We start from the raw sequence: 24,088 nt of genomic DNA on the forward strand, positions 1-24,088 counted from the left end.
ACCAATAGACGACCCAACGAATTATCAAACCAGTCAAACGCCACAGACAATCATAGCCGAAGTGGTCAATACGCAAACCTTGTGTGAGTCGAGTCGTTTTTTAAGTTTTGATATCATAGTTAATGCCTTACCCAATGTAGATATCAGTGGATTTGATGGTGCGATAGTTTGTATAGGACAAGACGGTGAATTGATAGAGAATGCAGACTCACCACCAATAATCGATACAGGATTAGACAGTGCAAACTTCAGTTTTGAATGGACTTTTGAAGGCACAGCATTGCCAGATACCACACCGAGTATAGAAGCAGATCAGCCAGGCGTTTACACCGTGACTGTAACCAACAACGCCACAGGTTGTGTAGGCACAAGCAGTGCAGAAATCATAGAGAGCAATCCACCGAGTTTTGAAGTCACAGTGTTATCGGCATCATTTAGTCAAAGTTATGTGGTAGAGGTCAGTAATATAGTTGGTAATGGCAATTTTGAATTCCAGTTAGATGATGGAGAATGGATCAGTTTAGAGCCAGGACAAACCACCTTGGTATTTAACGCTGTAACCCCAGGTACACATATAATAAGAGGCAGAGAAGAAGGCGGTTGTGGAGAGCAACAGGTGAGTTTTGCAACGATAGATTTCCCACCATTTTTCACACCCAATCAAGATGGTTTTAACGAAACATGGAATATCACAGGATTATCTAATCAACCTAACGCAAAAATTTATATATTTGACCGCTATGGCAAATTGCTCAAACAACTCAGTCCTGGCGGAATAGGTTGGGACGGAACATTTAACGGCAAAGCCATGCCATCACAGGATTATTGGTTTAGAGTAGAGTTTATAGAACCTACAACAGGTAGTCCAAGCACTTTTAAATCACATTTTACGTTGAAGCGATAAGAGAGAAAAAAAATATGAAATTGAAAAAAATAATTATAGTTTTAATAGCATTAGGGTTTTATAGTTTATCTAATGCTCAAGAAAGAGGGTTACCAATTTACAAGGATTATTTAACCGATAATTGGTATTTAATACATCCGTCTATGGCAGGAGCTTCAAACTACGATAAAATAAGAGTAACAGGGCGTCAAGCATGGTTTGATGTTGATGATGCTCCTAATTTACAAACGATTAGTGCAAACTTTAGAGCTGGGGAAAATGTTGGATTAGGTGGTATATTTTTTAATGATGCAAACGGTCGATTTTCTCAACTTGGAGGATATCTTACTTTTGCTTATCATCTTCAGTTAACGGGTAGAAATTCAGTATTAAATCAATTATCATTTGGTGCTAGCATTGGAGTTATAGAAGAATCTTTAGATGAAACAGATATAGATATTGTTAATAATCCTGATCCTATAATTTATGGAGTAGAACAATCTGAAACTTTTTTTAATGTTGATATAGGAGTTTCTTATAATTATCAAGATTTTTTCATCCATACTACAGTCAAGAACATAATTAATCAAGATAGACAGATATTCAGTGAGAGATTTGAAAACGATAATCAGCGACAATACCTTATTTCATCAGGTTATAATTTTTATTTAAGAAATCCAAAATGGTCTTTACAGCCTTCTTTTATGTTCCAATATAAAGAATTTACAGAAGAAGCCAATATCGATATCAACGCAAAAGTATTCTATGAGTTAGAAAACAATAATCGAGTTTGGGGTGGCTTGTCTTATCGAGGAAGCTTTGATGGTGCAGAATATAGTTCAGATGGTACATCTGTTGACAGTCAAAAATTAAGTAATATTTCACCTTTTTTAGGTTTCACTTTTAATAATAGATTTGTGATAGCTTATACATATACTTATCAAACTAATGACATTGTCTTGACAAATTCTGGTTTTCATCAACTTACACTTGGCTATAATTTTGGTAAGAGAAGTGAAAAGTATAAATGTAATTGCCCAGCTGTAAATTATTAATAGACATTAATATCGTTGATATTTAGGTTAAGGTAGTGCAATACATTTTTTAAAGCATCTATTGATGTTTTGTTGGTGTAGATATCAATTTTTAGATTATGGTTTGTTTTTTTTCTTAAATTAGTGAGGTCTAAAATTTTGTTGGTTTGTTTAGCTACGGCAAAACCAGAGTCTATTATCTTAACGTTTTCACCCATAATTTTTTCAATATTTTTGGTAATAAAAGAGTAGTGAGAACATCCTAAGACTAGATAATCAATCTCATTTTTTATAAAAATTTCTAGTTGTTTTTTTAAGAGATTATTAAAATCTTTTGTGTTGGTGCAGTTGTTTTCTATAGCTTCAACAATTCCTCGTCCAACAACTTCAATAATTTCTGTCTCTTGTTTAAGCAATGAAGCATTTTTATAAAATAACTTGCTCGATAGTGTACCTTTGGTCGCTAAAACACCAATTTTTTTGGATAAGCTTTGAAAAGCTGCTGGTTTAATAGCTGGCTCTATACCTACAAATGGGATATCAAATTTTTCTCTTAATACATGTATGGCGTTAGTCGTTGCGGTGTTACAGGCTATAACAATTATCTTGCAGGAGTTATTAATTAAAAACTGGGTGTTTTTGATGGATAAGTTTACAATCTCCTGTTCTGTTTTTTCTCCATAAGGAGCATTAGCACTATCAGCAAAATAAATTAGTTTTTCATTGGGCAGTTGCTTGTGAATTTCACTTAAAATAGACAGACCGCCTAGTCCAGAATCGAATATTCCAATGGGTGAATTTAGGTTTGACATAATAAAAAAAAGCCTCAAATTAACTGAGGCTTAAAATAACAAATATCTATCGGTTTATTATTTTGAAAGTTCTGCTTTTGCATCATCTAATAAATCGTATCCATCAGCTAGAAGTACACCTGAACCTATAGATGAATCTAAAACATAATCAAAGCCTTTGTCACGAGCAACTTTTTGAATGATGTTTCTCGCTTTTTCAAGTACTGGTCTCATTAATTCTTCTCTCTTTTTTTGCACTTCTCTAGTAGCGGTTTGGTTGTATTCCCTGATAGAGTTTTGCATCTCTTGAAGCTCTTGCATCCTTGCCTGATTTTGTTCGTCTGTTTTGGTAGGAGCCTCAGCTTTATAGCGTTCGTTTTTCTTCTGAGCTTCTTTTAAGAGTTCATCAATTTCGGCAGAATAAGTTTCTTCTACTTGCTTAATTTGTTTCATCGCATCTTGGTATGCTGGCATAGATTCAATAAAATCTTGTGTATTTATGTGAGCAATTTTAGATTGCGCATTCACATTGCCTACTAGTCCTAAAACTATGGCTAAAGTCAAAAAAATAGTGTTAATTGATTTCATAATTAATGGTTTACTTTATTGTTAGAATTTATTTTAGATTATTATTTATTATTTTCTCTAGCTTTTCTTATGGAGTCTCTTCTGTGTTGTGCCTCTTGTCTTCTTTTTTCAAATGCTTCTTGTCTTGCATTTCTTATGGAGTCTCTTACTTTTTCTCTAGCTACTCTAATAGAATCTCTAAGTCTTTCGCGTTCGGATATTTGCTTTTGTCTTTCTTTTTCTTTTTCTTCATCTGCTTTGGCGTCTTTTACAGATTTATAGGGTTCATTAGCAATTTCTTGAAGCGGGTTTTTTTCTTGTTCTTCTTTTTTTTCGTCGAGTTTATTTTCTCTGCGACTATCACGAGCACTTCTATTTATCATTTTCAATACTCTGTCGCTAATATCGTGCCGTTCTGCTGAAAAGAGCAATAAAGCTTCTGCAGAATTTTCAAAAATGAAGTCATACTCACGTATGTTTCCGATTTCCTGAACGGCATTAAAAACCTGATCTTCAATAGGTTGTATGAGTTGTCTTTTTTGAACGATAAACTCACCAGACGCACCAAATTTTGTTTCTTGATAATCTAAAAGTTGCTGTTGCAAAAAATTTATTTCATCTTCTTTTTCTTCAATAAGCTCTGGAGTGAGAAGTGGTCTTTCATTTTCGAGTTGTTCTTTAAGATTATCTATTTTAGTCTGCTTTAGTGCTATTTCACTTTTCCACTCTTGAATTTTTTGATCAAGCATTTGCGAGGCTTGGCGATATTCGGGAATATTATCAAGAATATATGTCATATCTACATAGCCTATCCTGAGTCCTCTTTGAGCATTGACGGTAGAATGGGCAACGACAATTGTAAAAATTGCTATTAAAATTGTTTTAGTATTAGATCCAAATATCAACATAAGTCTAGAATTGTTGTCCTATTATAAAATGTGTTTCCCAACCATTTGGACCTGTGTTAGTTCCTGGTATTGGGTCAAATCCGTATCCAAAATCAATGCCTAAAAGTCCAAATGCAGGCATAAATATACGCAATCCTAAGCCAGCAGAGCGACTTAACTCAAAAGGTGAAAAGTCTTTAAAATTATCGAATGCTGCACCACCTTCTAAAAATGTAAGTCCATATATTGATGCACTAGGGTTTAAGGTTATAGGATACCTTAACTCTAACGTAAATTTATTATAAATTGTTGCACCATCATTAAATGATTCTTCACTGATGTTAGTCCTTGATTTTGGTATGATAGATTGATTAGGATAACCCCTTAAACGTATAACTTCTCGTCCATCAAGTGTAACGCCAGCTAAGCCATCGCCACCTACAAAAAATCTTTCAAATGGTGGAATGCCTCTGTCATTGTTGTATGCTCCTAAAAAGCCAAATTCTACATTGGTTCTCAGCACTAAATCGTCATAGAGTTTATTAAACCATTCTGCATTGAATTTAATTTTGTAAAATTCTAACCAATCAAAGCGTAATTGATCAATTCTTGCAAGTTCGGCTTCATCATTATTTTCTAAGGCAACTTCACGCTCTTCTTGAATTTTTCCATAGTCTCTTCCATCAAATGCTGAGTATGGAAGGGTGAATTTTGCAGTAACACCAAATCTTGATCCACCTTTGGGATAAATCGGGTTTGAAAATGTGTTATCTCTAGTTAGACCTAATGTGAAAGCTAAGTTGTTTGAACTTCCATTAGGAAATCGAAATAACCCCACATTAAAATTATCTAAGTTAAAGTGTTGAAAACTAACGGCTGAAGAAAATGTAAAATATCGGTCAGGGACTTGAAGGCGTTTAGCAAAGCCGACGCTTACTCCTGTAATTGAAAACTTTCTATCTTTATCAGCATTTCTAGTAAAAGGATTGAATAAAAATTGTGTAGTCTGTGAAAGTGAGACTGAAAACTGTACGGGTTTACGTCCGCCAAGCCATGGTTCAACAAAAGATAGGCTATAAGTTCTAAAGGATTGACTGGCTTGGGCACGAATAGAGATAGATTGACCGTCGCCCATAGGAACAGGCTTATAAGCTTCTCCATTAAAGATATTTCTGATAGAAAAGTTATTGAAACGCAAACCAAGTGTTCCTATAAAGCCACCACCACCGTAACCACCTTGAAGCTCTATTTGGCTACTACCTGTTTCTATAACAGGAAATTCAATATCTAATGTTCCTTCTTTTGGGTTTGGGTTTTTGATTTTTGGTTGTAGTTTTTCAGCATCAAAAAAACCTAATTGACCCAACTCTCTAATGGTTGACATAATGGCTTGTCTGCTGTATTGCTGACCAGGTCGAGTTAGCAAATTTCTGTAAATCACATTGTCGTTGGTTCTGTCATTTCCTGTAATCAAGACTTCGTCAAAGTAAGCAATTTTTCCTTCTCTTATTCGGATTTCATAATCAATAGTATCGTTATAAATTTTAGTTTCAACTGGTACAATGCGAGAAAAAAGATAGCCATCGTTTTGATAGAGATTGGTTAAATCTTGAGCGTCGGGTTTTGAGCCATCTGCTATTTTTTCTTGAAACAACACACCATTATAAGGGTCTCCTTTTTTGATACCAATAAGTCTAGATAGCTCTTCGTCTGAATAGGCCGAATTTCCAACAAAACTGATATCTCCAAAGTAGTATCGGTCTCCTTCGTTAATTTTTAAAGTGATTTCAATTTCTTTATCATTTTTTTTAACTACCGAATCATAAACAATTCTGGCATCTCGATATCCTCTTTCGTTGTATTGTTTTATGATATTATCTTTATCGGCTTCAAAATCTTCAGGAATTAGTTTAGAGCGTTTCCAAAATCTAGGGAGAAATTTTTGCTTAGTATTCTTCATAAACTTACGGCGTATTTTGCCATCTGAAATTTTTTCGTTGCCTTTTATGTTGATTTTTTTAATTTTTACTTTGTCTCCTTTGAGAACATTGATGTTCATATTTACACCGATTGTTTGGTCTAATGAATCTTTAACTTCAGTTGTATTTATTTTTGCTTCTGCATTGAGAAAGCCTTTTTTTCTGAGGTTTTTTGCAATGTTGTTTTTTGTGTTGGCTATAAGATTTTCAGTAACTTTTTTCCCTTTGGTCAGTTGATTGTCAGTGATTATTTTTTTTCTTTTTTTCTTTTTTATACCACGTACTTTAACATCTACAAGCTTAGGAACTTCTTTTATTTCTAACTCTAAATGAGCGACGTTGTCTTCTACTTTGGTCAAGTAAAAATTAATATCGCTAAACAGGCCTAAATCCCATAGTTTTTCTAAAACTTCACTTAGCTTTTTGCCTGGAATGTATATTTCATCTCCTTTTTTTAATCCAGTAAAAGCAATCACTGTTTTTTCATTGTAGGAATTGGCTCCAGTTACAGTTATGCTTCCGATGGTGTATTTTTTACCACCAGACAGGGATACGTCTTGAGCCATTGAATGCGTTGTAAATAAAACAACACAAGCAAAAAATAAAAATATTTTGAGGCTGTTATTTAAGTTGTTCACTTGTTTTTCCAAATCTTCTTTCTCTTTTCTGAAAATTATTAATGGCTTCAAAAAGATGTTCTTTTGTGAAATCAGGCCAAAGCTCTTTACAAAAATATAGTTCTGCATATGCAATTTGCCATAACATAAAATTGCTAATTCGTTGTTCTCCGCTTGTTCTTATTAGCAAATCTACATCTGGCAAATTATGGGTGTAAAGATGTGTATTTATGGTTGAATCATCTATAGTGTTGATGTCAATTAAATTATTTTTAACTTTTTGACTTATTTTTTTTACGGCATTGATGATTTCTTCTCTTGAACCATAGCTTAAAGCTAGGGTTAACTTTAGCTTATCATAGTTTTTTGTAGCATCTTTTACTTCTTCGAGTTGTTTTTTGACTTTTTCAGGAAGTTTTGCTGTGTTGCCGATAGCTGATAGCTTAATTTTTTTGTCATGCATATTATTGAGCTCTTTTCTTAAAGACGATAATAAGAGTTTCATCAAGCTATTGATTTCGTATTTTGGTCTTTGCCAATTTTCAGTTGAAAAAGCAAATAGTGTAAGATATTCAACTCCTAATTCTACACAAGCTTCTACAATTTTATTGACGGTAGTCGTGCCTTTTTCATGACCAATTACTCTTTTAAATCCTTTGTTTTTTGCCCATCGACCATTGCCGTCCATAATAATGGCAACGTGTTTTGGTATTTTGGATTTGTCAAGTTTGAGTTCAGTCATATTAAAATTTGCAATTGTAACACGGTTTTCTGCCAAAGGTACGGGTTATTGAAAACCCTGCAAATATATACCAATCGTTTGAATTAGAATTACCAAAAGCAGGGAAAGCATTTTCGTTGTTTAATTCTGATGGTGCACTGCCGTCTATATTGTCTGAAAATGTATATCGAGCTGAAAATTCAGCGGATAGCACAAATTTTCTTCCTAATGTTGTTTTAACTCCTATTGTTAGCGGTAGAGCAAAATTATTAAGGTTATCGACTTTGATCAATTCATCTCCAGCTCTAGCAAATTGATCTGTAAAAAAATAAGCTATTCCTGTTGATAAATATGGGACAAGCTGAGGTCTTTTGAGAGCGTGCAAATCCCACTCCCAAAAGGTGTATTCTAGACCTACTGATATTTCATTAATATCTGTAAAAAAGCTTAAATTTCTTGCTTGTCTTTCTGGGATGTTTGAATCGTTATCTATTCCAAATGTTTGAATTCTCATAGCTGAAAACCTAAAAGAATGCCTGTTGCTTCTGTTCCATCTAAACAATAAGCCATATGATATTTTGTCTTTTTTTGCATATTCATCAAAGCCTAAAACTTGCGTTGACCCTACATCTCCAACAAATGTTGTGCTACCCAACATCGGTCCAATTTCATAGGTTTGAGCTACTATATTATGAGATACGAATGTTAAAAAAAGTAAGAAGCTTAAAAACTTCATTTATAGATATTTTAGTTGGCTTTTCAAAAAGTGGGCAAATATAGTAATTATGTTATCCAAAGAATACATAAAATTAAATTTGTAGAATACAACTAATAATTAGTAGAAATATTGCTTTAATTTCGATGATCTTTACCCCAAAACAGTTTTGTTCTTAAAGTTTTTAAGAAGCTATTGTCTTTGTGGGAAACCAATTTAATGTTGAAGTCAGCTTTTTTGATTATAATTTCATCATCTTGTGGTAGAACATTTATCCTTGAGTCCATAGATAACAAAAAATTATCTTCTCGACCTGCAATTTTTAGTCTCACTTTTGTTTTGTCTGGAACAACCAATGGGCGAGCACTTAAATTGTGAGGTGCAATTGGCGATAGAACAAAAGATTTGGTTTGCGGGCTAATGATAGGACCACCGCAACTGAGTGAATATCCTGTTGACCCCGTTGGTGTAGCTATGATAAGCCCATCAGACCAATAAGCACCTATGTGTTCGTCGTCTATCCAAGTATCTATGCTTATCATTGAAGTGGTATCTTTTCTGCTGACGGTAACTTCGTTTAATGCGAAATTAAATTTTTGAGCATTAAATTGGGCGTTAGTGCTTTTTATTTTAAGCAGTGAGCGTTCAGACACGCTATAATCGCCATCTAAAATATCATTAATGCTCGAGCTGACTTCATCTTTGTGTATTGTGGCGAGAAAACCAAGTCTTCCTGTATTAATGCCAACTATAGGAATATCGATGTCTTTTACAAATTTTACCGATGATAAAATTGTGCCGTCGCCACCAAGTGAGAAAAATAAATCAAAAGAAGAATCAAGGGTTTCAAAAGTTTTAAACCCATTTGCTTCATCTAAATAATGGTTTTTTAAAATGAGTTTTAAATACTGTTTTTCAAACAAAAAATTGATTTTTCTCTTTTGAAAAACAGCGATGATCTGTTTGAGATATTTGGCAGAATCTGGATAAAAAGCTTGACCGAAAATTGCAACTTTCATAAGGTTTAAACGGTTAAATATTTTGAAAGATATTCAGAATTATTTTTTAATGTTTCTCTATGCTGATCTTCTCGGTGAAAGCTTATAATATTGTAGCCGTAACGTCTAAAACTTTGAAGCAATTCGTTAAGACCTTGATGATGTATGTTTACAACTATTTCAGTTTGATTTTTATCAGTATGGTTGATATAACTGCCATATACTTTTGCATCATTAGCTTCCAAAATTTGAAAAACTTCACTGTATTTAAATTCATCTGAAGGTTTAGACAAAATAAGAACACTAGATCTATCTACATTTAAACCTGTGTTTGAAAATTTAAGAATGATATCATTAATATTCAAACTTCCCAAATATTCATTATTCAAATTGATTAAAGGAATGTCTTGAATTTGATATAAAGACATTGTGTTTAGCCAATCAAAAATTGTAAAATCTTCTAAGAGGTAAATGTCTTTAAGCTTAGCCTTAATGTGATTTAAAAGTGATTCATTTTTATAATCAACCAAATCATCATCAAAAAGTAGTCCTTTATATTGCTTATCGTCTAAAACAGCAACAGAAGTGCGTTTTGTTTGTTCAAACAAATGTTTTGCGTCTTGAATAGAATCTTTCAATTCTAAAGTTGGTGTGGCTTTTATGTGATTTTTTAACTTCATAACTAAATGCAAAATAATTAAAATAATAAGTATAGCAACATATAAGAATGTATTTTTGTAATTGCTAAGAAAATTTTATGATATGACAAGATTAAGCGTAAATATTAATAAAATCGCAACCTTAAGAAATGCACGAGGTGGCAATATGCCCGATGTAATTCAGTCAGCAATTGATATTGAGGCTTTTGGAGCTCAAGGAATCACTGTTCATCCGCGACCTGATGAAAGACATATTCGCTATGAAGATGTCAGAGCCTTATCAAAAGTAGTCAAAACTGAATTTAATATTGAAGGCAACCCCAACTTAAAGTTTATCGACTTGGTTTTAGAAACAAAACCAGCTCAAGTTACCTTAGTGCCAGATGCTGTAGATGCTATCACTTCAAATGCGGGTTGGAATACCAAAAAACATCAAGACTACCTAAAAGATATTATTAAAACCTTTAAAGATGCAGGCATTCGCACGTCTATTTTTGTTGACCCTGACATAGAAATGCTAAAGTATGCCAAAACCACAAACACTGATAGAGTTGAGCTATACACAGAAGCTTATGCTAAAAATTTCAAAAACAGCAAAGCTACTGCTATCAAAGATTATGTACAAGTTTCTCTATTAGCAAATGAATTGGATATTGACCTTAATGCAGGACACGACCTAAATTTAGAAAACATCGCTTATTTTGCACAAGAAATACCAAACTTAAAAGAAGTGTCAATAGGTCACGCTCTGATATGCGAAGCTTTATACCAAGGATTAGAAAACGTTATCCAATCTTATTTAAAAAAATTACAATGAAACTACATTCACAAATCTCAGGAAAAGGACAGCCAATTGTGATTCTTCACGGATTTTTAGGTATGGGAGACAACTGGAAAACCTTATCTAAAGCTTATGCAAAAGCTGGTTTTGAAGTTCATTTACTAGATTTGAGAAATCATGGTAAAAGTCCACACAGCCAAGATTTTAATTATGAAATTATGGCTAAAGATGTCAATGAGTATTTTAAAGATAAAGGTATAAAAAAAGCAGTTTTAATCGGGCATTCTATGGGAGGAAAAGTGGCGATGTATTTTGCATGTCAACACCCAGAATTACTGACTCATTTGATTGTTGTAGATATTTCGCCAAGGTATTACAAACCCCATCACGACGATATTTTAGAGCGTTTAAAAACCCTACAACAAACCAAGCTTACCTCGAGAAAAGAAGCCGACGCAATTTTAAAAGAAAAAATCAATGATAATGGCGTTAGGATGTTTTTATTAAAAAATTTAAAAAGAGAAAAAGACAACACATTAAATCTTAAGCCTAATATTGACGTCTTTATAAATAACAAAGAAAATATCGGTCAAGCTCTACCACAACATTTTATCTATGAAGGGGAAACATTATTTATAAAAGGAGAACATTCAGATTACATTTCAGAAGGTGATAAAGACTTGATCAACAAGCACTTTAGAAACTTTAAAATCCAAACCATAAGCAATACTGGTCATTGGGTGCATGCCGAAAATCCTAAGTCTTTTCTTAGTGAAACATTGAAATTTATATCATAAATTTTATTATGCAAGCATAATAAATTAAAAAAAAGCTTTGTTAATTCTAAATTAATGTTAAATTTGGAGTGTTAAATTAAGATTAATATAAATTTTATCTCTTAAAAATCAATTTATGAAAAAATCACTATTTATTTCTATGCTTGCAACTTTTGCTTTTGTCCAAGCTTTTGCTGGTGGATATAGAGTAAGTTTACAAGGCAATCGAGCTTTGGCTATGGGACATACTGGTGTTGCTGTAGTTAACAATGCCGAATCTGCTTTTTTTAATCCTGCGGGATTAGTTTATTTAGAGAACAAACTCAACATTTCAGCTGGTGGTTTTGGTATATTTACCTCAACTAAATGGCAAAATACAAATACAGGTCAATTTGCTGAAGTTGAAGACAATGTAAGTACACCGTTTTACCTTTATGGAAGTTACAAAATCAATGAATGGCTAACTGCTGGACTGTCTGTAACTACGCCTTTTGGAAGTCGTGTAGAATGGCAAAAAGATTGGCCAGGTTCTCACTTAGTTAATGACATAAAATTGGAAGCATTTTTTATACAACCCATATTATCTATTAAGTTATCCAAACATTTTAGCATTGGTGGAGGTCCGATATATGCCATTGGCAATGTTAATTTTAAAAGAAATATAAATAGAACCTTGACAGATGAAAATGGAGAGCGTTCAAGTGTAGAGATTGACGCTAGTGGAGTTGACGAATGGGGATGGAATGCCAGCTTTCTGTTTACACCAACTGAAAAATTGAGAATCGGTTTTAATTATAAATCAAAAATAGAATTTAAAGCTGAAGACGCGGATGCTACCTTTACTAATATACCTAATTCCTCGCTTGTTCCAGTATCTAACGGTCAAACTACTTTTAATGCATCTTTGCCTATGCCTGCCGAACTTACCGTAGGTTTGTCCTACGAGTTCAATGATAAACTGCTCTTTGCTTTTGATTATAATAGAGCCATGTGGGAAGCTTACGATTCATTAGACATTTACTTTAATGACCCAAACATCTCACCTTCATTTAATCCAAGAAATTATGAAAATGCAAGTACATACAGATTTGGAGTTCAATACGAAGCGATGGATCAATTAACTTTAAGAGGTGGTTTTTATTATGATGAAACTCCCGTCCAATCTGACTTTTTTTCACCTGAGACCCCAAGAAACGATTCTCAAGGATATACTGCAGGATTCACTTATGATGTTAATGATAAACTTTCTATAGACGCATCTTTCTTATATTTAAGATTTAGCGAAGTCGATGCATCTTATAATGGTTATATTGAAGATGGAATAACAGTTCCATTTAGTGGAACATATAAAAGTACTACGTTTATTCCAGGATTAGGCATTTCTTACAAACTCTAAAATTATTATGATGAAAATATTTAAATTATACCTACTACTTTTTTCAGCAGTTTTTTTTATAAGCTGTGAAGCTGAATTTGATAATGCTATTGAAGACAACGAAGTTTATGACACTGGAGAAGCTGACTTTTCTAATTTTGTTAGCGTTGGAAATTCTTTAACAGCAGGTTTTGCTGATAACGCACTGTATCGCGAAGGTCAAATGAATTCTTTTCCTAACATTTTAGCAAAACAATTTGCTTTAGTTGGTGGTGGAGAATTTAATCAACCGCTTATGGCTGATAACTTAGGTGGATTGTTGCTAAATGGCAACCCCATTCCAGGTTTTGATACGCGTTTGGTTTTATCTACTCTGTCTGGACAACCACTTCCCGACAATATTTCAGGGACTCCGCAAACAGATATTGCTAATGTTCAACAAGGGCCTTTTAACAATATGGGCGTGCCAGGTGCAAAAAGCTTTCATCTTGGACTTTCAGGCTATGGAGACATTAGCAATGTTGGCACAATAGCTAATCCATATTTCGTGAGATTTGCTTCATCGCCAAGTGCTACTGTCATAGAAGATGCTGTAGCTCAAAACCCGAGTTTTTTTAGCTTATGGATTGGTAATAACGATATCTTAGGCTTTGCTTCTTCTGGAGGTGTTGGTGTTGATCAAACAGGAAACCTTGACCCAGCGACTTACGGCTCAACTGACATTACCGATCCTAATGTTTTTGCTCAAATTTATACAGGTTATGTTAATGCCTTAAGTGCTAATGCTTCTGGAGGTGTTCTTTACAATATTCCTGATGTTACTTCTATTCCTTTTTTTACTACCGTTCCCAGAAATGCAGTTCCACTTGATGCTCAAACCGCTGATGTTTTAAACCAACAATTTGCAGCTTATAATCAGCAAATCTTACCTGGTTTAGTTCAGTTTAGTTTGATTTCAGCCGAAGAAGCAGCTCAACGACAAATCAATTTTCAAGCGGGTCAAAATTTTGTAACCTTAACCGACGAAAGTTTAACCGATATCAGTCAGTTTTTGTTAGCACCGCCTTTTAATTTAGATCCTCAAACGGCTGGCCTTCTTGCTCAATTGCGTCAAGCTACTAACGAAGATTTGATACCATTAACTGCTTCTGGCAATATTGGAAATGCTTTAGATGAACAAGGCACTTTAATTACTGGTGTAACAGTTCCATTAGGCGATGAAAGTGTTTTAACTGTTGATGAGCAAATGATGATTAATAACGCTCGTAATGCTTACAACGCTACCATTCAAAGTGCAGCTCAAGCCAATGGTTTAGCCTTTGTGGATGTCAATGCTTTGTTGCAAGAAGCTGAAGTTGGCATTCCTTATGACGGTGGTACTTTATCGTCAACATTTGTAACTGGTGGTGCGTTTTCACTTGACGGTGTTCACCTTACGCCACGTGGTTATGCTTTAGTGGCTAACAAAAGTATTGAAGCCATCAACCAAACCTATGGTTCAACGCTTCCTACTGTTAATATAGGCGATTTCAGAACTATTGCCACTAGCGATAATACTGATTTGTAACATATTTTAACGTATTAAATATTTTATAAACTGCTAAAGAAATTCAATACTTTAGCAGTTTTTTTTATTTTTACACACATTATGAGAAACTCTAGGTCTTTAAACACACTTGTTGAAATTCTGCTCAGTGCTATTGCTGTTGTGGTTTTAGCCAATATTCTACCAGGGATTAATGTTTCCAGTTTTTTGATTGCAACAGTTGTTGCTGCACTGTTAATCCTGCTTAATTTATTTGTTAAACCTATATTGGTTATATTTACTTTGCCAGTCACAATCGTGACATTTGGTCTTTTCTTGTTGGTTATCAATGCTTTAATTATTCTGATATGCGACGCATTGGTGAGTGGCTTTGAAGTCAGTGGGTTTTGGTCGGCATTGCTTTTTAGTATTTTATTATCTATCTTTCAGTCATTTCTTTTTGCATTATCTAAGAAAAAGTAAAGCTTTAACAGATTTTGTCTAAGCCATAAAATAATTGTACTTTTGCAAACTCAAAATTCAATAGAAAACCTATGGATGTTAAGCACGAAAATAAAGACTCACTCAACGCTGTTGTAAAAGTTGATATTCAAAAAGATGACTATCAACCTAAAGTCGATAAAATTTTAAAAGACTATAAAAAATCAGCCAATATACCTGGTTTTAGAAAAGGTCACGTGCCTTTAGGGCTTATCAAAAAGCAATATGGTCAAGCCGTTTTGGTTGATGAAGTTAACAAATTGCTTCAAGAAGCACTCAACAAATACATTACTGAAGAAAAACTTGATATTCTCGGTAATCCTATTCCAAAACAACAAGATGATTTTGATTGGAACAAGGAAAATTACCAATTTGAGTTTGAATTGGGTTTAGTACCTGATTTTGAGATAGACTTAAAACCTAAAAAAGGGGTAAGACATTTTAAAATTGAAGCCGATAAAGAAATGATTGACAATCAGATCAAATCTATTCGCAAACAATACGGCAAGTTGGTCTCTCAAAACGAAGTTCAACCTGGATTTTTAGTTCAAGGAACTTTTGTCAATGATGACGAAGAAATTGACCACGAAACCACTTTGAAAGTTGAAGACCTTAAAAGCAAAAAAGACCAAAAATTATTAGTTGGAGCAAAAGTCAATGACAGCGTAAGTTTTAAAACTAAGGGTTTGTTTAAAGAAACTTCAGACTTAGCTAAACATTTAGGAATTGAGGAAGAAAAAGCTAAAGACTTGAATGTTGAGGTAACTTTTAATATCAGCGAAATCAATGAGGAAATCCTCGCTGAACTCAATGAAGAATTCTTTGAAAAAATATATCCTGGCGAAGAGATTAATACAGAAGAAGACCTTAGAAAAAAAATCAAATCTGATGCCGAAAAGCAACTCGAACAACAAAGCGACCAACAATTGCTCAATGATGTTTCAGAATATTTAATTGACAACACAAGTTTTGATTTGCCATCAGAATTTCTTCAAAAATGGTTAAGGATGTCTGGCGAAAAAGAATTGACGGTAGATGAAGCTAAAGAAGAATTTGAAAAAAGTGAAAAAGGTCTAAGATTTCAGTTGATTGAAGGCAAAATTATTAAAGACAACGACCTTCAAGTAACCTCTGATGAAATAAAAGATGCGACCAAAGATCGTATCAAAATGCAGTTGGCACAATTTGGCCAAGACAATATGCCAGAAGAACAACTCGACAGCATTGCACAAAATATTCTTCAAAAAGATGAGGAAGCTAAAAAGATTTCAGACCAAGTGATAAACCAAAAGTTGCTTAATTTCTACAAGGAAAATGTTAACCTAAAAGTTAAAAAAGTAACTTATGAAAAATTTATTGACGAAGTTTACAAATAGACTGTTACAAAAGACAATATGAATATAAACAAAGAATTTGAAAAGTTTGCCACCAAAGACCAAGGCATCAACTCTAATTATTATTCCAAGATTATTACGAGTATGATTCCTACGGGAATGACGCCCAACATCATTGAAGAACGACAGATGAATGCTGTAGCAATGGATGTGTTTTCAAGACTGATGATGGATCGTATTATTTTTCTTGGCACACCAATCAATGATCAAGTGGCTAACATTATTCAAGCACAACTTTTATTTTTAGAATCTACAGATGCCTCAAAAGATATTCAAATCTATATCAACTCGCCAGGTGGAAGCGTCTATGCTGGTCTTGGCATTTATGATACAATGCAGTTTATCAAGCCAGATGTAGCCACAATCAACACAGGCATTGCGGCATCAATGGGAGCTGTTTTGCTTTGTGCTGGTGCAGAAAACAAACGCTCTGGTTTGCCACATTCTCGTGTGATGATACACCAACCTATGGGCGGTGCTCAAGGTCAAGCGGATGATATTCAAATTACAGCTCAACAAATTATAAAACTCAAAGAAGAACTCTATCAAATTATCTCAAAACATACGGGTAAAGATTACAATCAAGTTTATGAAGATGGCGATAGAGATTTTTGGATGAATGCAGATGAAGCCTTAGAATATAAGATGATTGATGAAATTTTAAAAAGAGAATAAATGGCTAAAGAAAATCTTGAATGCTCATTTTGTGGACGTAAAAAATCTGAAACCAACTTGCTGATTGCAGGATTGGATGCTCATATTTGTGACAAGTGTATTGAACAAGCTCATGGCATTGTTTTAGAAGAAATCACCACACACCATAAAAGCGATATTGATAAAGATTTCAAACTTCAAAAACCCAAAGCCATCAAAGCGTTTTTGGATGAATACGTCATAGGTCAAGACTATACCAAAAAAGTGATGTCCGTAGCGGTTTACAACCATTACAAAAGACTACTTCAACCTAAAAATAAAAAAGACGATATTGAAATCCAAAAAAGTAATATCGTTATGGTAGGACAAACTGGGACTGGCAAAACTTTAGTCGCTAAAACCATTGCCAGAATGCTCAATGTGCCTCTTGCTATTGTAGATGCAACAGTGCTTACCGAAGCAGGTTATGTTGGCGAAGACGTTGAAACCATACTTACTAAACTTCTCGCAGCAGCCGATTACAATGTTGAAAAAGCCCAAAATGGAATTGTATTTATTGACGAAATTGATAAAATTGCCCGCAAATCTGATAACCCGTCAATCACAAGAGATGTGAGTGGTGAAGGCGTGCAACAAGCCTTGCTGAAACTCCTCGAAGGCACTACAGTCAACGTACCACCAAAAGGCGGTCGAAAACATCCCGACCAAAATTTTATTGAAATCGATACCGAAAACATTTTGTTTATCGCAGGCGGTGCTTTCGATGGCATTGACCGTCATATTTCTAAACGCCTCAATATGCAAGCCGTGGGTTACGGTGCGTCAAAAATCGGTGCTGGCATTGACAAAGAAAACATACTTCAATACATCATTCCAAAAGATCTTAAAGATTACGGTCTAATACCAGAAATTATTGGGCGTTTACCAGTTTTAAGCTATATGAATCCTTTAGATAAAGAAACGCTCAGACGAATCTTGACAGAGCCCAAAAATGCTATTGTTAAGCAATACGAAAGACTATTTTCTATGGACGATATCGAGCTCATTTTTACAGATGGTGCATTAGATTTGATTGTAGAAAAAGCCCTTGAATATAAACTCGGAGCAAGAGGTCTGCGTTCATTGTGCGAAGCCGTCCTTACCGATGCTATGTTTGACATGCCTGACGGTGATGATAAAACTCTAAAAGTAACTAAAAATTATGTCGAAAATGCTTTGCAAAAATCTACACTAAAAAAGCTTAAAGCGGCATCTTAAGCAAAACTAAATTTGATGGGGGAAATTTAAAAATAAGCTCTTAGCTGAACACTCCCAGTGTGAATTGTTTTAGAGTCTGAAGATTTTCGACCTGAATAATTTAAATTTAAATCTAAAAACGACGTGATTTTACGCTGTGCAAAAAGTGTCCACGTAAAATTATCATCAGGTTGTAAACCTTCTAACATTTGAAAAGCCACTGGCGAAAAGCTGTTGCCTTCAAAGTCGTTTTTGATGTATTTGAATTCACCGTTAATATTATACTTGTTGCCTTTGATAAAAGTAAAGGATGTGCCTAAAGCTTGTTGCGTTAAGGTTTCATTTCCTGAAACATTTTCTTGATTCTTAAATTCATAAAAAGCATCAAAGCGTTTTTGGTCAGAAAATAAATATGATATCTTGAGTTGGGCTTCTTCTGCTTGAAGTTTGAAATTGCGATTGGTAAAGTTTTCAGAAATGCTTTCGTTTTCAGCATAACTCAAATTGGTATTTAAGAGCCACGATTCTCCAAATTTATGCAAAACATCCCATTGGTGATTTGTTAGTTTATTTTCCTGTAAACCAGTGCTTAATAAGTTTTTATTGGTATTAGAAATAAAAGTGTAAGAATTGGTAAAGTGCTGTCTGCCTCGATTAAAAAACAAGGTGTTTCTAAAATTAGAGACCAAAGCTAATTCTTCAGCTCCATCAGAGCTAAAAGGATTAATTTGTATAGCATTACCGTCTCGCGCCAGTTTTCTGTCAATGTTAAAGGCACTTTGGTTAAAAAAGTGAGATAAAACTTTTTTCAATCCTTCTTCACTTTCCCAAGCTCTTAAATTTAAGGTTAATTGTTCAGAAAATCGATTTTGATTCACCCCAACAAAGGTTTGATTGGGCAACAAAATTCTTACGTATTCGCCTTGATCTTGAAATTGGGCGAGTTCAAACTCATTGAGTTCTTGAATACCATTTTCATTAAAATCAATCCACGTGTATTGACCTTGACCTGGGTCAACTTGAACAAAAGTGAAATCTTGACGGGCTATACTTCCGCTATTGGTTTCATAAGTGGTGCGTAAATTTAGTTTTCTATCAAATAAAAACTGGTTGTATTGCAAACGCACATTCACATTTTCTTTGTCTTGAGCGTTGGGCCTGTTGAATTTAATTTTTCTGTAATTTCCAAAAAAACGCAACTGTGTCGATTCATTTTGAACTAAAGTAGATTTCAAATAAATATCATTTGAGATAGAAGCTTTGGCTAAAATGCCTTGAGCTATACTATCGGTTTGTCGATACCGATAGCCCAACTGAGCAAAAACCGCTGTGCTGTCGCCTATGCCAACAAAACTTTCGTAATCTGTAAAACGTTGCGATTTGGCGGTTAGGCTGTCGGTTTGTTTATTTAATTCTTGATTGTCTTCTAAATCGATGCTCGCTCCAACCCAATATTTATCAAAACTATAAGTCGATTGAGCATTGAGCCGAATAAATTCAGATTCAAACTGGTTGGAATCTGAGTTTAAAACACTGGCATTCAGTTGAAGTTGAACAGGATTCCAATCCATTAGCGTTTGCAGTTGATGTTTATCGCCTTTGAAATTTTCTGAAAACTCTAAATGATTAAATCTATAAGTTGAAAAAATTTGATCTTTCCAGTTCAATCTTGTGTAAGCATCAGTTAACAGTTGATTTCCCAAAGGATTTTCAATATTCCAGTCTCTTGTAAATTCTACATTAAACAGGCGTTGAATGGATGTAAAATTATCTTCAATAAAATTAACATCTAAACCTACATCCAGCTTAAGGCTGTCTTGAGTTTGTATTAAATTTTGCGTGATATTCATCCTTGCTGCAAGTCCTGTGTTGTTGTCGTCATCAAGGTCAGAAAATAAGTTTTTATCGTTGTCGCTTAAAGCTATTTCATAATCAATAGCGGTTTTTTTAGAAATATTATAGTATCCATTCACCATAGCCACTTGTAGATTTTGTGGAGCAATAAGCTGTTGAATAGGTTCAAAATTTCCTTGTGGTACACCATTTTCTGGTGGCACAAACTCATATATACTTGTAACTGTTGTGGTGTTGCTTAAAATATAGTTGCCTTGATTTTGTCCGACTTCTGTAAAGGTTACGCTAAACAAAGTGTCTTCAGGGTCATTAGAAAACACAAAAGCTTCTATGCCATTGATAATTTCTTTTTTATATAAAATTCTGTTTTCAGAAAACTCTGTTTCTTGGGCACTTGGCACAAACATTTGAGCTTGGTCATCACCAGCTTCGGCTAACGCTTGAACTTGAAACTCGTTTAGGCTTTGTTGCAGAGGTTGATTTTTTAGGTCACTTTCTGTGAAATACATCCCATTGATGCCCCAGTTTTCGCTTTGATGACTGGTTTTGGCTTGAGCGACAACCCGTGTAAAATTTTGCTCGGTAAATTGGTATTCGACTATAATCCGCATTTCAGAAGTAATCGGAAATGTAGAATTAAATATGATTTCACCTGCGTTGTAGTTGATGATATAATCGTAATTTTCGCCACGTTGCAGTTGTCTTCCGTTCACGAAAACAGCTTCGCTACCAGATACTATTAAAACAAAAAGTTCTCCATTTGGTCCTCTGATTTTATATGGACCTTGATTGCCTTCTTGTGCTGTCAATTGCGTTCTCGCAAAAACACCTCTGACTAAAGCACCTGCAATACTGGCTTGGGTTTGTTGATCTTCACCAAATTCGGCATCAACCTTTAGACCTTGCACACGTTTGGTGAAACTGGCAAAAAACGATTGGTCTTCTATCAAGTCGATATCACCTGCACGAATACCCCAACTCGGGCCTTGCAATTCAATAAATATTTGGTCAAATTCGTCTAAACGTTGCGAAAATCCATTGTCTTGAGTTGGCACATTAGCATCTTGAATAGAGGCTCGTAAACTTACATTGGGTGAGATTTGTCCTGAAATTTGCAAGTCCAATTCAGATTGCGTAACGGCATTTTGATTATTGCCAATCACAACCGCTCTTGAAATATTACCGCTTGTATTTAAACCTTGAAAAGGCGATATAAACTCTTTGTCTCTCTCTTTTATTAAGTCAAAATAGCTGTCTTTATTTTGACGGGCGTTGATAATGATTTTAGGATTGTAAAGGCTGTAGTTTTGGGTTAGAAATTTAGGTAATGGATAATAGTTGATTTTAATTTTTTCAAAAGTATTTTTAAGCGAGTCTTTGGGATACAACATTGCTTTTCTAAAACTTACATCATACCAACTGCTATCAATTGTTTTATTGTCGAGCGAAACCGCTTTAAAGTCAAAAGGACTGATGCTTGTGGTATCAATTTGAATACTATCCGAGACTTGAAGCACCTTAGTTATAGGCTGGTTTTGTGCCACAAGTGACGCACTGAACCATAAGCTTAAAACCACAAGATACTTTTGCATAATGGTAAAACTAAAGGTTTTAGGATATATTATGTGAGTTTGGGTTTAAAAATCTACTATTCAGTTTCAAGGGATTAAAACCTTATGTAAAAACCTGTCTTGAAAAAGAACTCAAAATAGATTTCAAAAAACATAACGGCTAAAATTGAAAAATTAGTGTCGTGTTTTTACACTGTGCTACGAGATCGTATGGCAGGAAAACTTAGAACTTACAGGGAAGAAATTGAAATCATAGAAAATGGATAAATCCATTCACAATCGAATATTTGCAAACTATGGAAAAGCCAATGCACAATCCTAAGCGTTTCAAGGGTTTTAAATGGTTGGATTGTAGCCATTCTATTTATAACAAATCCGAAATCTATAACTTTAAATTCTAACTTTCTAAGGAAACCCTATTTAATGCTATTTTCAATTTTCAGAAGTTTTGGCTACAAGGATAATGATAAATATAGTGAAACCAAATCAACCGAGAATAAGTCAAAAATCATATAGTTTAAAAACATCAAATTTATGAGAAATAAACAGATAATTTCCATGATATAGATAAGAAAAAGGTACTTATCTTTCACCTTTAAAATAATTTCTAAAAGTTTAATGTTATTATCTAATCTTAAAACTCTCCAAAACGTTCATAAGCTGCTTTTTCAAGTGCTTCTCTATGATTGGGATGTGCAATTGAAGTTAAGGCTTGAGCACGTTGTTTCATATTTTTTCCAAATAAATCAACTACGCCGTATTCCGTCGCAACGTAATGCACGTGGGCACGTGTTGTGGTTACACCAGCACCTTGATTAAGAAAAGGGACAATTTTAGAAACGCCTTTCTTGGTTACTGATGGCATAGCAATAATAGCTTTGCCACCATCAGATAAAGCAGCACCACGAATAAAATCCATTTGACCACCTACGCCAGAAAATTGAAATTGCCCAATAGTATCAGCACAAACCTGACCTGTAATGTCAATTTCAATAGCTGAATTAATGGCTGTTACTTTTGGATTTAACCGAATTATAGCCGTATCGTTGGTATAACTGGCTTCTTTAAAATGCACAAAGGGATTATCGTCTATAAAGTCGTAAAGTTTTTGAGAGCCCATTGCAAAACAAGTGACAATTTTACCTGGTTTTATATGTTTGTTTTCGCCTGTGATAATGCCTTTTTCAACTAAGGGCAAAATGCCATCTGAAAACATTTCAGTATGAATACCCAACTGTTTATGATGAGTCAAATTATTTAAAACTGCATTTGGAATGGCACCAATTCCCATTTGTAATGTGGCACCATCTTCAACCAATTCGGCGATATTTTTACCAATACTGGCATCAATTTCGTTTGGTGTAACAGCATCATGCCCAAAAATAGGCTCATCAACTTGCACCGCAGCATCAATTTGACTGATATGAATGATACCATCACCGTGTGAACGCGGCACTTGTGGGTTGATTTGTGCCACAACTATTTTTGCCGTTTCCATAGCGGCAATTGTCACATCAATAGAAGTGCCTAATGAACAATAGCCATGTTTATCAGGCGGAGATACATGAATAAAGGCAACATCAAGCGGTAGAATATTTCGTCTAAACAATTGATCTATCTCACTTAAAAATATAGGAATATAGTCGCCTTTTGGTCCATTAATTGCTCGCCTAACATTATTAGCAACAAAACACGAATTGATTTTAAATGATTGTTGATAAGGATCTTCTGTATATTTAGCTTCGCCTTCGGTGTGCATTTGTATAATTTCTATACCATCTATTTCTTTGTAACGTTGACATAATGCATCGATGAGAATTTTTGGTGTCATGGCAGCACCTTGAAAAAAAATACGTTGATTAGATTTTATGAGGTTGACAGCTTCTTCTGCAGAACAATATTTGATGGACATAATTGCTTAATTTGATTTACAAATGTATATAACTTATGATACATTAAATATAGTATCAACAATATTCTTAGGAGAATTAAGTGTTTTTAATTTTCTGATTTTTACACTATATTTTGTGTTTTTTAACCTTTTTCCTATCCAAAAGTCTTAACTTATCACAGTCTTAATTTGTATATTTGCATTAAAATTTGAAATTATGTATCCACCAGAATTAGTAAAACCCATGAAAGATGAGTTGACAACAGTAGGCTTTAAAGAGCTATTGTCAGCCCAAGATGTAGATAATGCACTAACTCAAGACGGTACGGCTTTAGTCTTGGTTAATTCAGTTTGTGGTTGTGCAGCAGCCAATGCTAGACCAGGTGCAAAAATGGCTGTTGACCATGATAAAACACCAGAAAATCTTTATACGGTTTTTGCTGGTGTTGATACCGAAGCAACAGACAAAGCCCGTTCATATATGGTGCCATTTCCGCCGAGCTCACCTTCTATTGCTTTGTTTAAAGATGGTGAATTGGTTCACATGCTTGAGCGTCACCATATTGAAGGTCGTCCTGCAGAAATGATAGCCGATAACCTTAAAGCAGCTTTTGATGAGCATTGCTAATATGACTTTTGCAAACTTGCAAAATCACAACGTTTTATTTATAAACATCGT

22 protein-coding genes are annotated in these 24,088 nt (G+C 34.3%); 11 read left to right on the forward strand and 11 right to left on the reverse strand.

Annotation, left to right across the window (positions count from 1 at the left end; genetic code table 11):
• Positions 1-904 (forward strand): T9SS type B sorting domain-containing protein (locus ACSSV5_RS02220; RefSeq protein WP_454244586.1); only part of this gene is annotated, 904 nt, incomplete at its 5' end.
• Positions 905-918: 14 nt separating this feature from the next.
• Positions 919-1,938, forward strand: coding sequence for a PorP/SprF family type IX secretion system membrane protein (locus tag ACSSV5_RS02225; RefSeq protein WP_454244587.1), 1,020 nt, complete (start codon positions 919-921; stop codon positions 1,936-1,938).
• Here ACSSV5_RS02225 and murI read toward each other — a convergent pair.
• From murI to ACSSV5_RS02265, 8 genes are all read right to left on the reverse strand, one after another.
• Positions 1,935-2,729, reverse strand: coding sequence for a glutamate racemase (gene murI, locus ACSSV5_RS02230; RefSeq protein ID WP_454244588.1), 795 nt, complete (start codon positions 2,727-2,729; stop codon positions 1,935-1,937). The genes ACSSV5_RS02225 and murI overlap by 4 nt on opposite strands.
• A 57-nt stretch (positions 2,730-2,786) precedes the next feature.
• Positions 2,787-3,296, reverse strand: a complete 510-nt coding sequence (locus ACSSV5_RS02235) for an OmpH family outer membrane protein (RefSeq protein WP_211064735.1) — start codon at positions 3,294-3,296, stop codon at positions 2,787-2,789.
• A gap of 41 nt (positions 3,297-3,337) precedes the next feature.
• Positions 3,338-4,183 (reverse strand): OmpH family outer membrane protein, encoded by an 846-nt coding sequence (locus tag ACSSV5_RS02240; protein ID WP_454244589.1) that lies wholly within the window; start codon positions 4,181-4,183, stop codon positions 3,338-3,340.
• A gap of 4 nt (positions 4,184-4,187) precedes the next feature.
• Entirely contained in the window at positions 4,188-6,707 is a 2,520-nt protein-coding gene (locus ACSSV5_RS02245; RefSeq protein ID WP_454244590.1) for a BamA/OMP85 family outer membrane protein, read from the reverse strand.
• Between the two features lie 55 nt (positions 6,708-6,762).
• Complete coding sequence (locus ACSSV5_RS02250; protein WP_454244591.1) at positions 6,763-7,500, reverse strand: isoprenyl transferase; 738 nt, start codon at positions 7,498-7,500, stop codon at positions 6,763-6,765.
• 1 nt (position 7,501) lies between these two features.
• Positions 7,502-8,215 carry a type IX secretion system protein PorG gene (porG, locus tag ACSSV5_RS02255; RefSeq protein ID WP_454244592.1) on the reverse strand — a complete coding sequence of 238 codons (714 nt, stop codon included), beginning with the start codon at positions 8,213-8,215 and terminating at the stop codon, positions 7,502-7,504.
• A gap of 116 nt (positions 8,216-8,331) precedes the next feature.
• Positions 8,332-9,213: an NAD kinase gene (locus tag ACSSV5_RS02260; protein ID WP_211064731.1), complete on the reverse strand. Its 882-nt coding sequence runs from the start codon at positions 9,211-9,213 to the stop codon at positions 8,332-8,334.
• A 5-nt stretch (positions 9,214-9,218) separates the two neighbouring features.
• Positions 9,219-9,872: a hypothetical protein gene (locus tag ACSSV5_RS02265; protein ID WP_454244593.1), complete on the reverse strand. Its 654-nt coding sequence runs from the start codon at positions 9,870-9,872 to the stop codon at positions 9,219-9,221.
• Between the two features lie 82 nt (positions 9,873-9,954).
• Between ACSSV5_RS02265 and ACSSV5_RS02270 the strand changes: the two genes are divergently transcribed.
• From ACSSV5_RS02270 to ACSSV5_RS02285, 4 genes are all read left to right on the forward strand, one after another.
• A complete protein-coding gene (locus tag ACSSV5_RS02270) occupies positions 9,955-10,668 on the forward strand; it encodes a pyridoxine 5'-phosphate synthase (RefSeq protein ID WP_454244594.1) in 714 nt (237 codons plus the stop codon).
• Complete coding sequence (locus ACSSV5_RS02275; RefSeq protein ID WP_454244595.1) at positions 10,665-11,429, forward strand: alpha/beta fold hydrolase; 765 nt, start codon at positions 10,665-10,667, stop codon at positions 11,427-11,429. The genes ACSSV5_RS02270 and ACSSV5_RS02275 overlap by 4 nt, the downstream gene beginning before the upstream one ends.
• A gap of 115 nt (positions 11,430-11,544) precedes the next feature.
• Complete coding sequence (locus ACSSV5_RS02280; protein WP_454244596.1) at positions 11,545-12,804, forward strand: OmpP1/FadL family transporter; 1,260 nt, start codon at positions 11,545-11,547, stop codon at positions 12,802-12,804.
• Between the two features lie 10 nt (positions 12,805-12,814).
• A complete protein-coding gene (locus tag ACSSV5_RS02285) occupies positions 12,815-14,350 on the forward strand; it encodes an SGNH/GDSL hydrolase family protein (RefSeq protein ID WP_454244597.1) in 1,536 nt (511 codons plus the stop codon).
• A 23-nt stretch (positions 14,351-14,373) separates the two neighbouring features.
• Here the strand turns inward: ACSSV5_RS02285 and ACSSV5_RS02290 are convergent, their stop codons facing one another.
• A complete protein-coding gene (locus tag ACSSV5_RS02290; protein WP_247653777.1) occupies positions 14,374-14,622 on the reverse strand; it encodes a hypothetical protein in 249 nt (82 codons plus the stop codon).
• Between ACSSV5_RS02290 and ACSSV5_RS02295 the strand changes: the two genes are divergently transcribed.
• The 4 genes from ACSSV5_RS02295 (at position 14,507) to clpX (ending at position 18,114) form a co-directional block, all read left to right on the forward strand.
• Positions 14,507-14,791 carry a phage holin family protein gene (locus tag ACSSV5_RS02295; RefSeq protein WP_247653744.1) on the forward strand — a complete coding sequence of 95 codons (285 nt, stop codon included), beginning with the start codon at positions 14,507-14,509 and terminating at the stop codon, positions 14,789-14,791. The genes ACSSV5_RS02290 and ACSSV5_RS02295 overlap by 116 nt on opposite strands.
• A 71-nt stretch (positions 14,792-14,862) precedes the next feature.
• Entirely contained in the window at positions 14,863-16,185 is a 1,323-nt protein-coding gene (gene tig, locus ACSSV5_RS02300; protein WP_454244598.1) for a trigger factor, read from the forward strand.
• Between the two features lie 18 nt (positions 16,186-16,203).
• Positions 16,204-16,878 carry a ClpP family protease gene (locus ACSSV5_RS02305; RefSeq protein WP_211064723.1) on the forward strand — a complete coding sequence of 225 codons (675 nt, stop codon included), beginning with the start codon at positions 16,204-16,206 and terminating at the stop codon, positions 16,876-16,878.
• Positions 16,879-18,114, forward strand: coding sequence for an ATP-dependent Clp protease ATP-binding subunit ClpX (clpX, locus tag ACSSV5_RS02310; protein WP_454244599.1), 1,236 nt, complete (start codon positions 16,879-16,881; stop codon positions 18,112-18,114). It abuts the gene before it with no gap.
• Between the two features lie 26 nt (positions 18,115-18,140).
• On the opposite strand, the gene ACSSV5_RS02315 is transcribed toward clpX, so the two are convergent.
• Both ACSSV5_RS02315 and ACSSV5_RS02320 read right to left on the reverse strand, forming a co-directional pair.
• Complete coding sequence (locus ACSSV5_RS02315) at positions 18,141-21,539, reverse strand: hypothetical protein (protein WP_454244600.1); 3,399 nt, start codon at positions 21,537-21,539, stop codon at positions 18,141-18,143.
• Positions 21,540-22,152: 613 nt separating this feature from the next.
• Positions 22,153-23,430 (reverse strand): acetyl-CoA hydrolase/transferase family protein, encoded by a 1,278-nt coding sequence (locus ACSSV5_RS02320; protein WP_454244601.1) that lies wholly within the window; start codon positions 23,428-23,430, stop codon positions 22,153-22,155.
• 196 nt (positions 23,431-23,626) lie between these two features.
• Between ACSSV5_RS02320 and ACSSV5_RS02325 the strand changes: the two genes are divergently transcribed.
• Entirely contained in the window at positions 23,627-24,037 is a 411-nt protein-coding gene (locus ACSSV5_RS02325) for a BrxA/BrxB family bacilliredoxin (protein WP_454244602.1), read from the forward strand.
• Positions 24,038-24,088: the final 51 nt, after the last annotated feature.

This window comes from Psychroflexus sp. MBR-150 (genome assembly GCF_053628795.1).

Coding starts and splice junctions, on each gene's coding strand:
- tig (WP_454244598.1), top strand. CDS start 14,863: ATGGATGTTAAGCACGAAAATAAAGACTCACTCAACGCTGTTGTAAAA.
- ACSSV5_RS02275 (WP_454244595.1), top strand. CDS start 10,665: ATGAAACTACATTCACAAATCTCAGGAAAAGGACAGCCAATTGTGATT.
- ACSSV5_RS02280 (WP_454244596.1), top strand. CDS start 11,545: ATGAAAAAATCACTATTTATTTCTATGCTTGCAACTTTTGCTTTTGTC.
- clpX (WP_454244599.1), top strand. CDS start 16,879: ATGGCTAAAGAAAATCTTGAATGCTCATTTTGTGGACGTAAAAAATCT.
- ACSSV5_RS02325 (WP_454244602.1), top strand. CDS start 23,627: ATGTATCCACCAGAATTAGTAAAACCCATGAAAGATGAGTTGACAACA.
- ACSSV5_RS02245 (WP_454244590.1), bottom strand. CDS start 6,707: ATGGCTCAAGACGTATCCCTGTCTGGTGGTAAAAAATACACCATCGGA.
- ACSSV5_RS02250 (WP_454244591.1), bottom strand. CDS start 7,500: ATGACTGAACTCAAACTTGACAAATCCAAAATACCAAAACACGTTGCC.
- ACSSV5_RS02315 (WP_454244600.1), bottom strand. CDS start 21,539: ATGCAAAAGTATCTTGTGGTTTTAAGCTTATGGTTCAGTGCGTCACTT.
- ACSSV5_RS02265 (WP_454244593.1), bottom strand. CDS start 9,872: ATGAAGTTAAAAAATCACATAAAAGCCACACCAACTTTAGAATTGAAA.
- ACSSV5_RS02320 (WP_454244601.1), bottom strand. CDS start 23,430: ATGTCCATCAAATATTGTTCTGCAGAAGAAGCTGTCAACCTCATAAAA.
- ACSSV5_RS02235 (WP_211064735.1), bottom strand. CDS start 3,296: ATGAAATCAATTAACACTATTTTTTTGACTTTAGCCATAGTTTTAGGA.
- ACSSV5_RS02240 (WP_454244589.1), bottom strand. CDS start 4,183: ATGTTGATATTTGGATCTAATACTAAAACAATTTTAATAGCAATTTTT.
- ACSSV5_RS02270 (WP_454244594.1), top strand. CDS start 9,955: ATGACAAGATTAAGCGTAAATATTAATAAAATCGCAACCTTAAGAAAT.
- murI (WP_454244588.1), bottom strand. CDS start 2,729: ATGTCAAACCTAAATTCACCCATTGGAATATTCGATTCTGGACTAGGC.
- ACSSV5_RS02305 (WP_211064723.1), top strand. CDS start 16,204: ATGAATATAAACAAAGAATTTGAAAAGTTTGCCACCAAAGACCAAGGC.
- ACSSV5_RS02225 (WP_454244587.1), top strand. CDS start 919: ATGAAATTGAAAAAAATAATTATAGTTTTAATAGCATTAGGGTTTTAT.
- ACSSV5_RS02260 (WP_211064731.1), bottom strand. CDS start 9,213: ATGAAAGTTGCAATTTTCGGTCAAGCTTTTTATCCAGATTCTGCCAAA.
- porG (WP_454244592.1), bottom strand. CDS start 8,215: ATGAAGTTTTTAAGCTTCTTACTTTTTTTAACATTCGTATCTCATAAT.
- ACSSV5_RS02285 (WP_454244597.1), top strand. CDS start 12,815: ATGAAAATATTTAAATTATACCTACTACTTTTTTCAGCAGTTTTTTTT.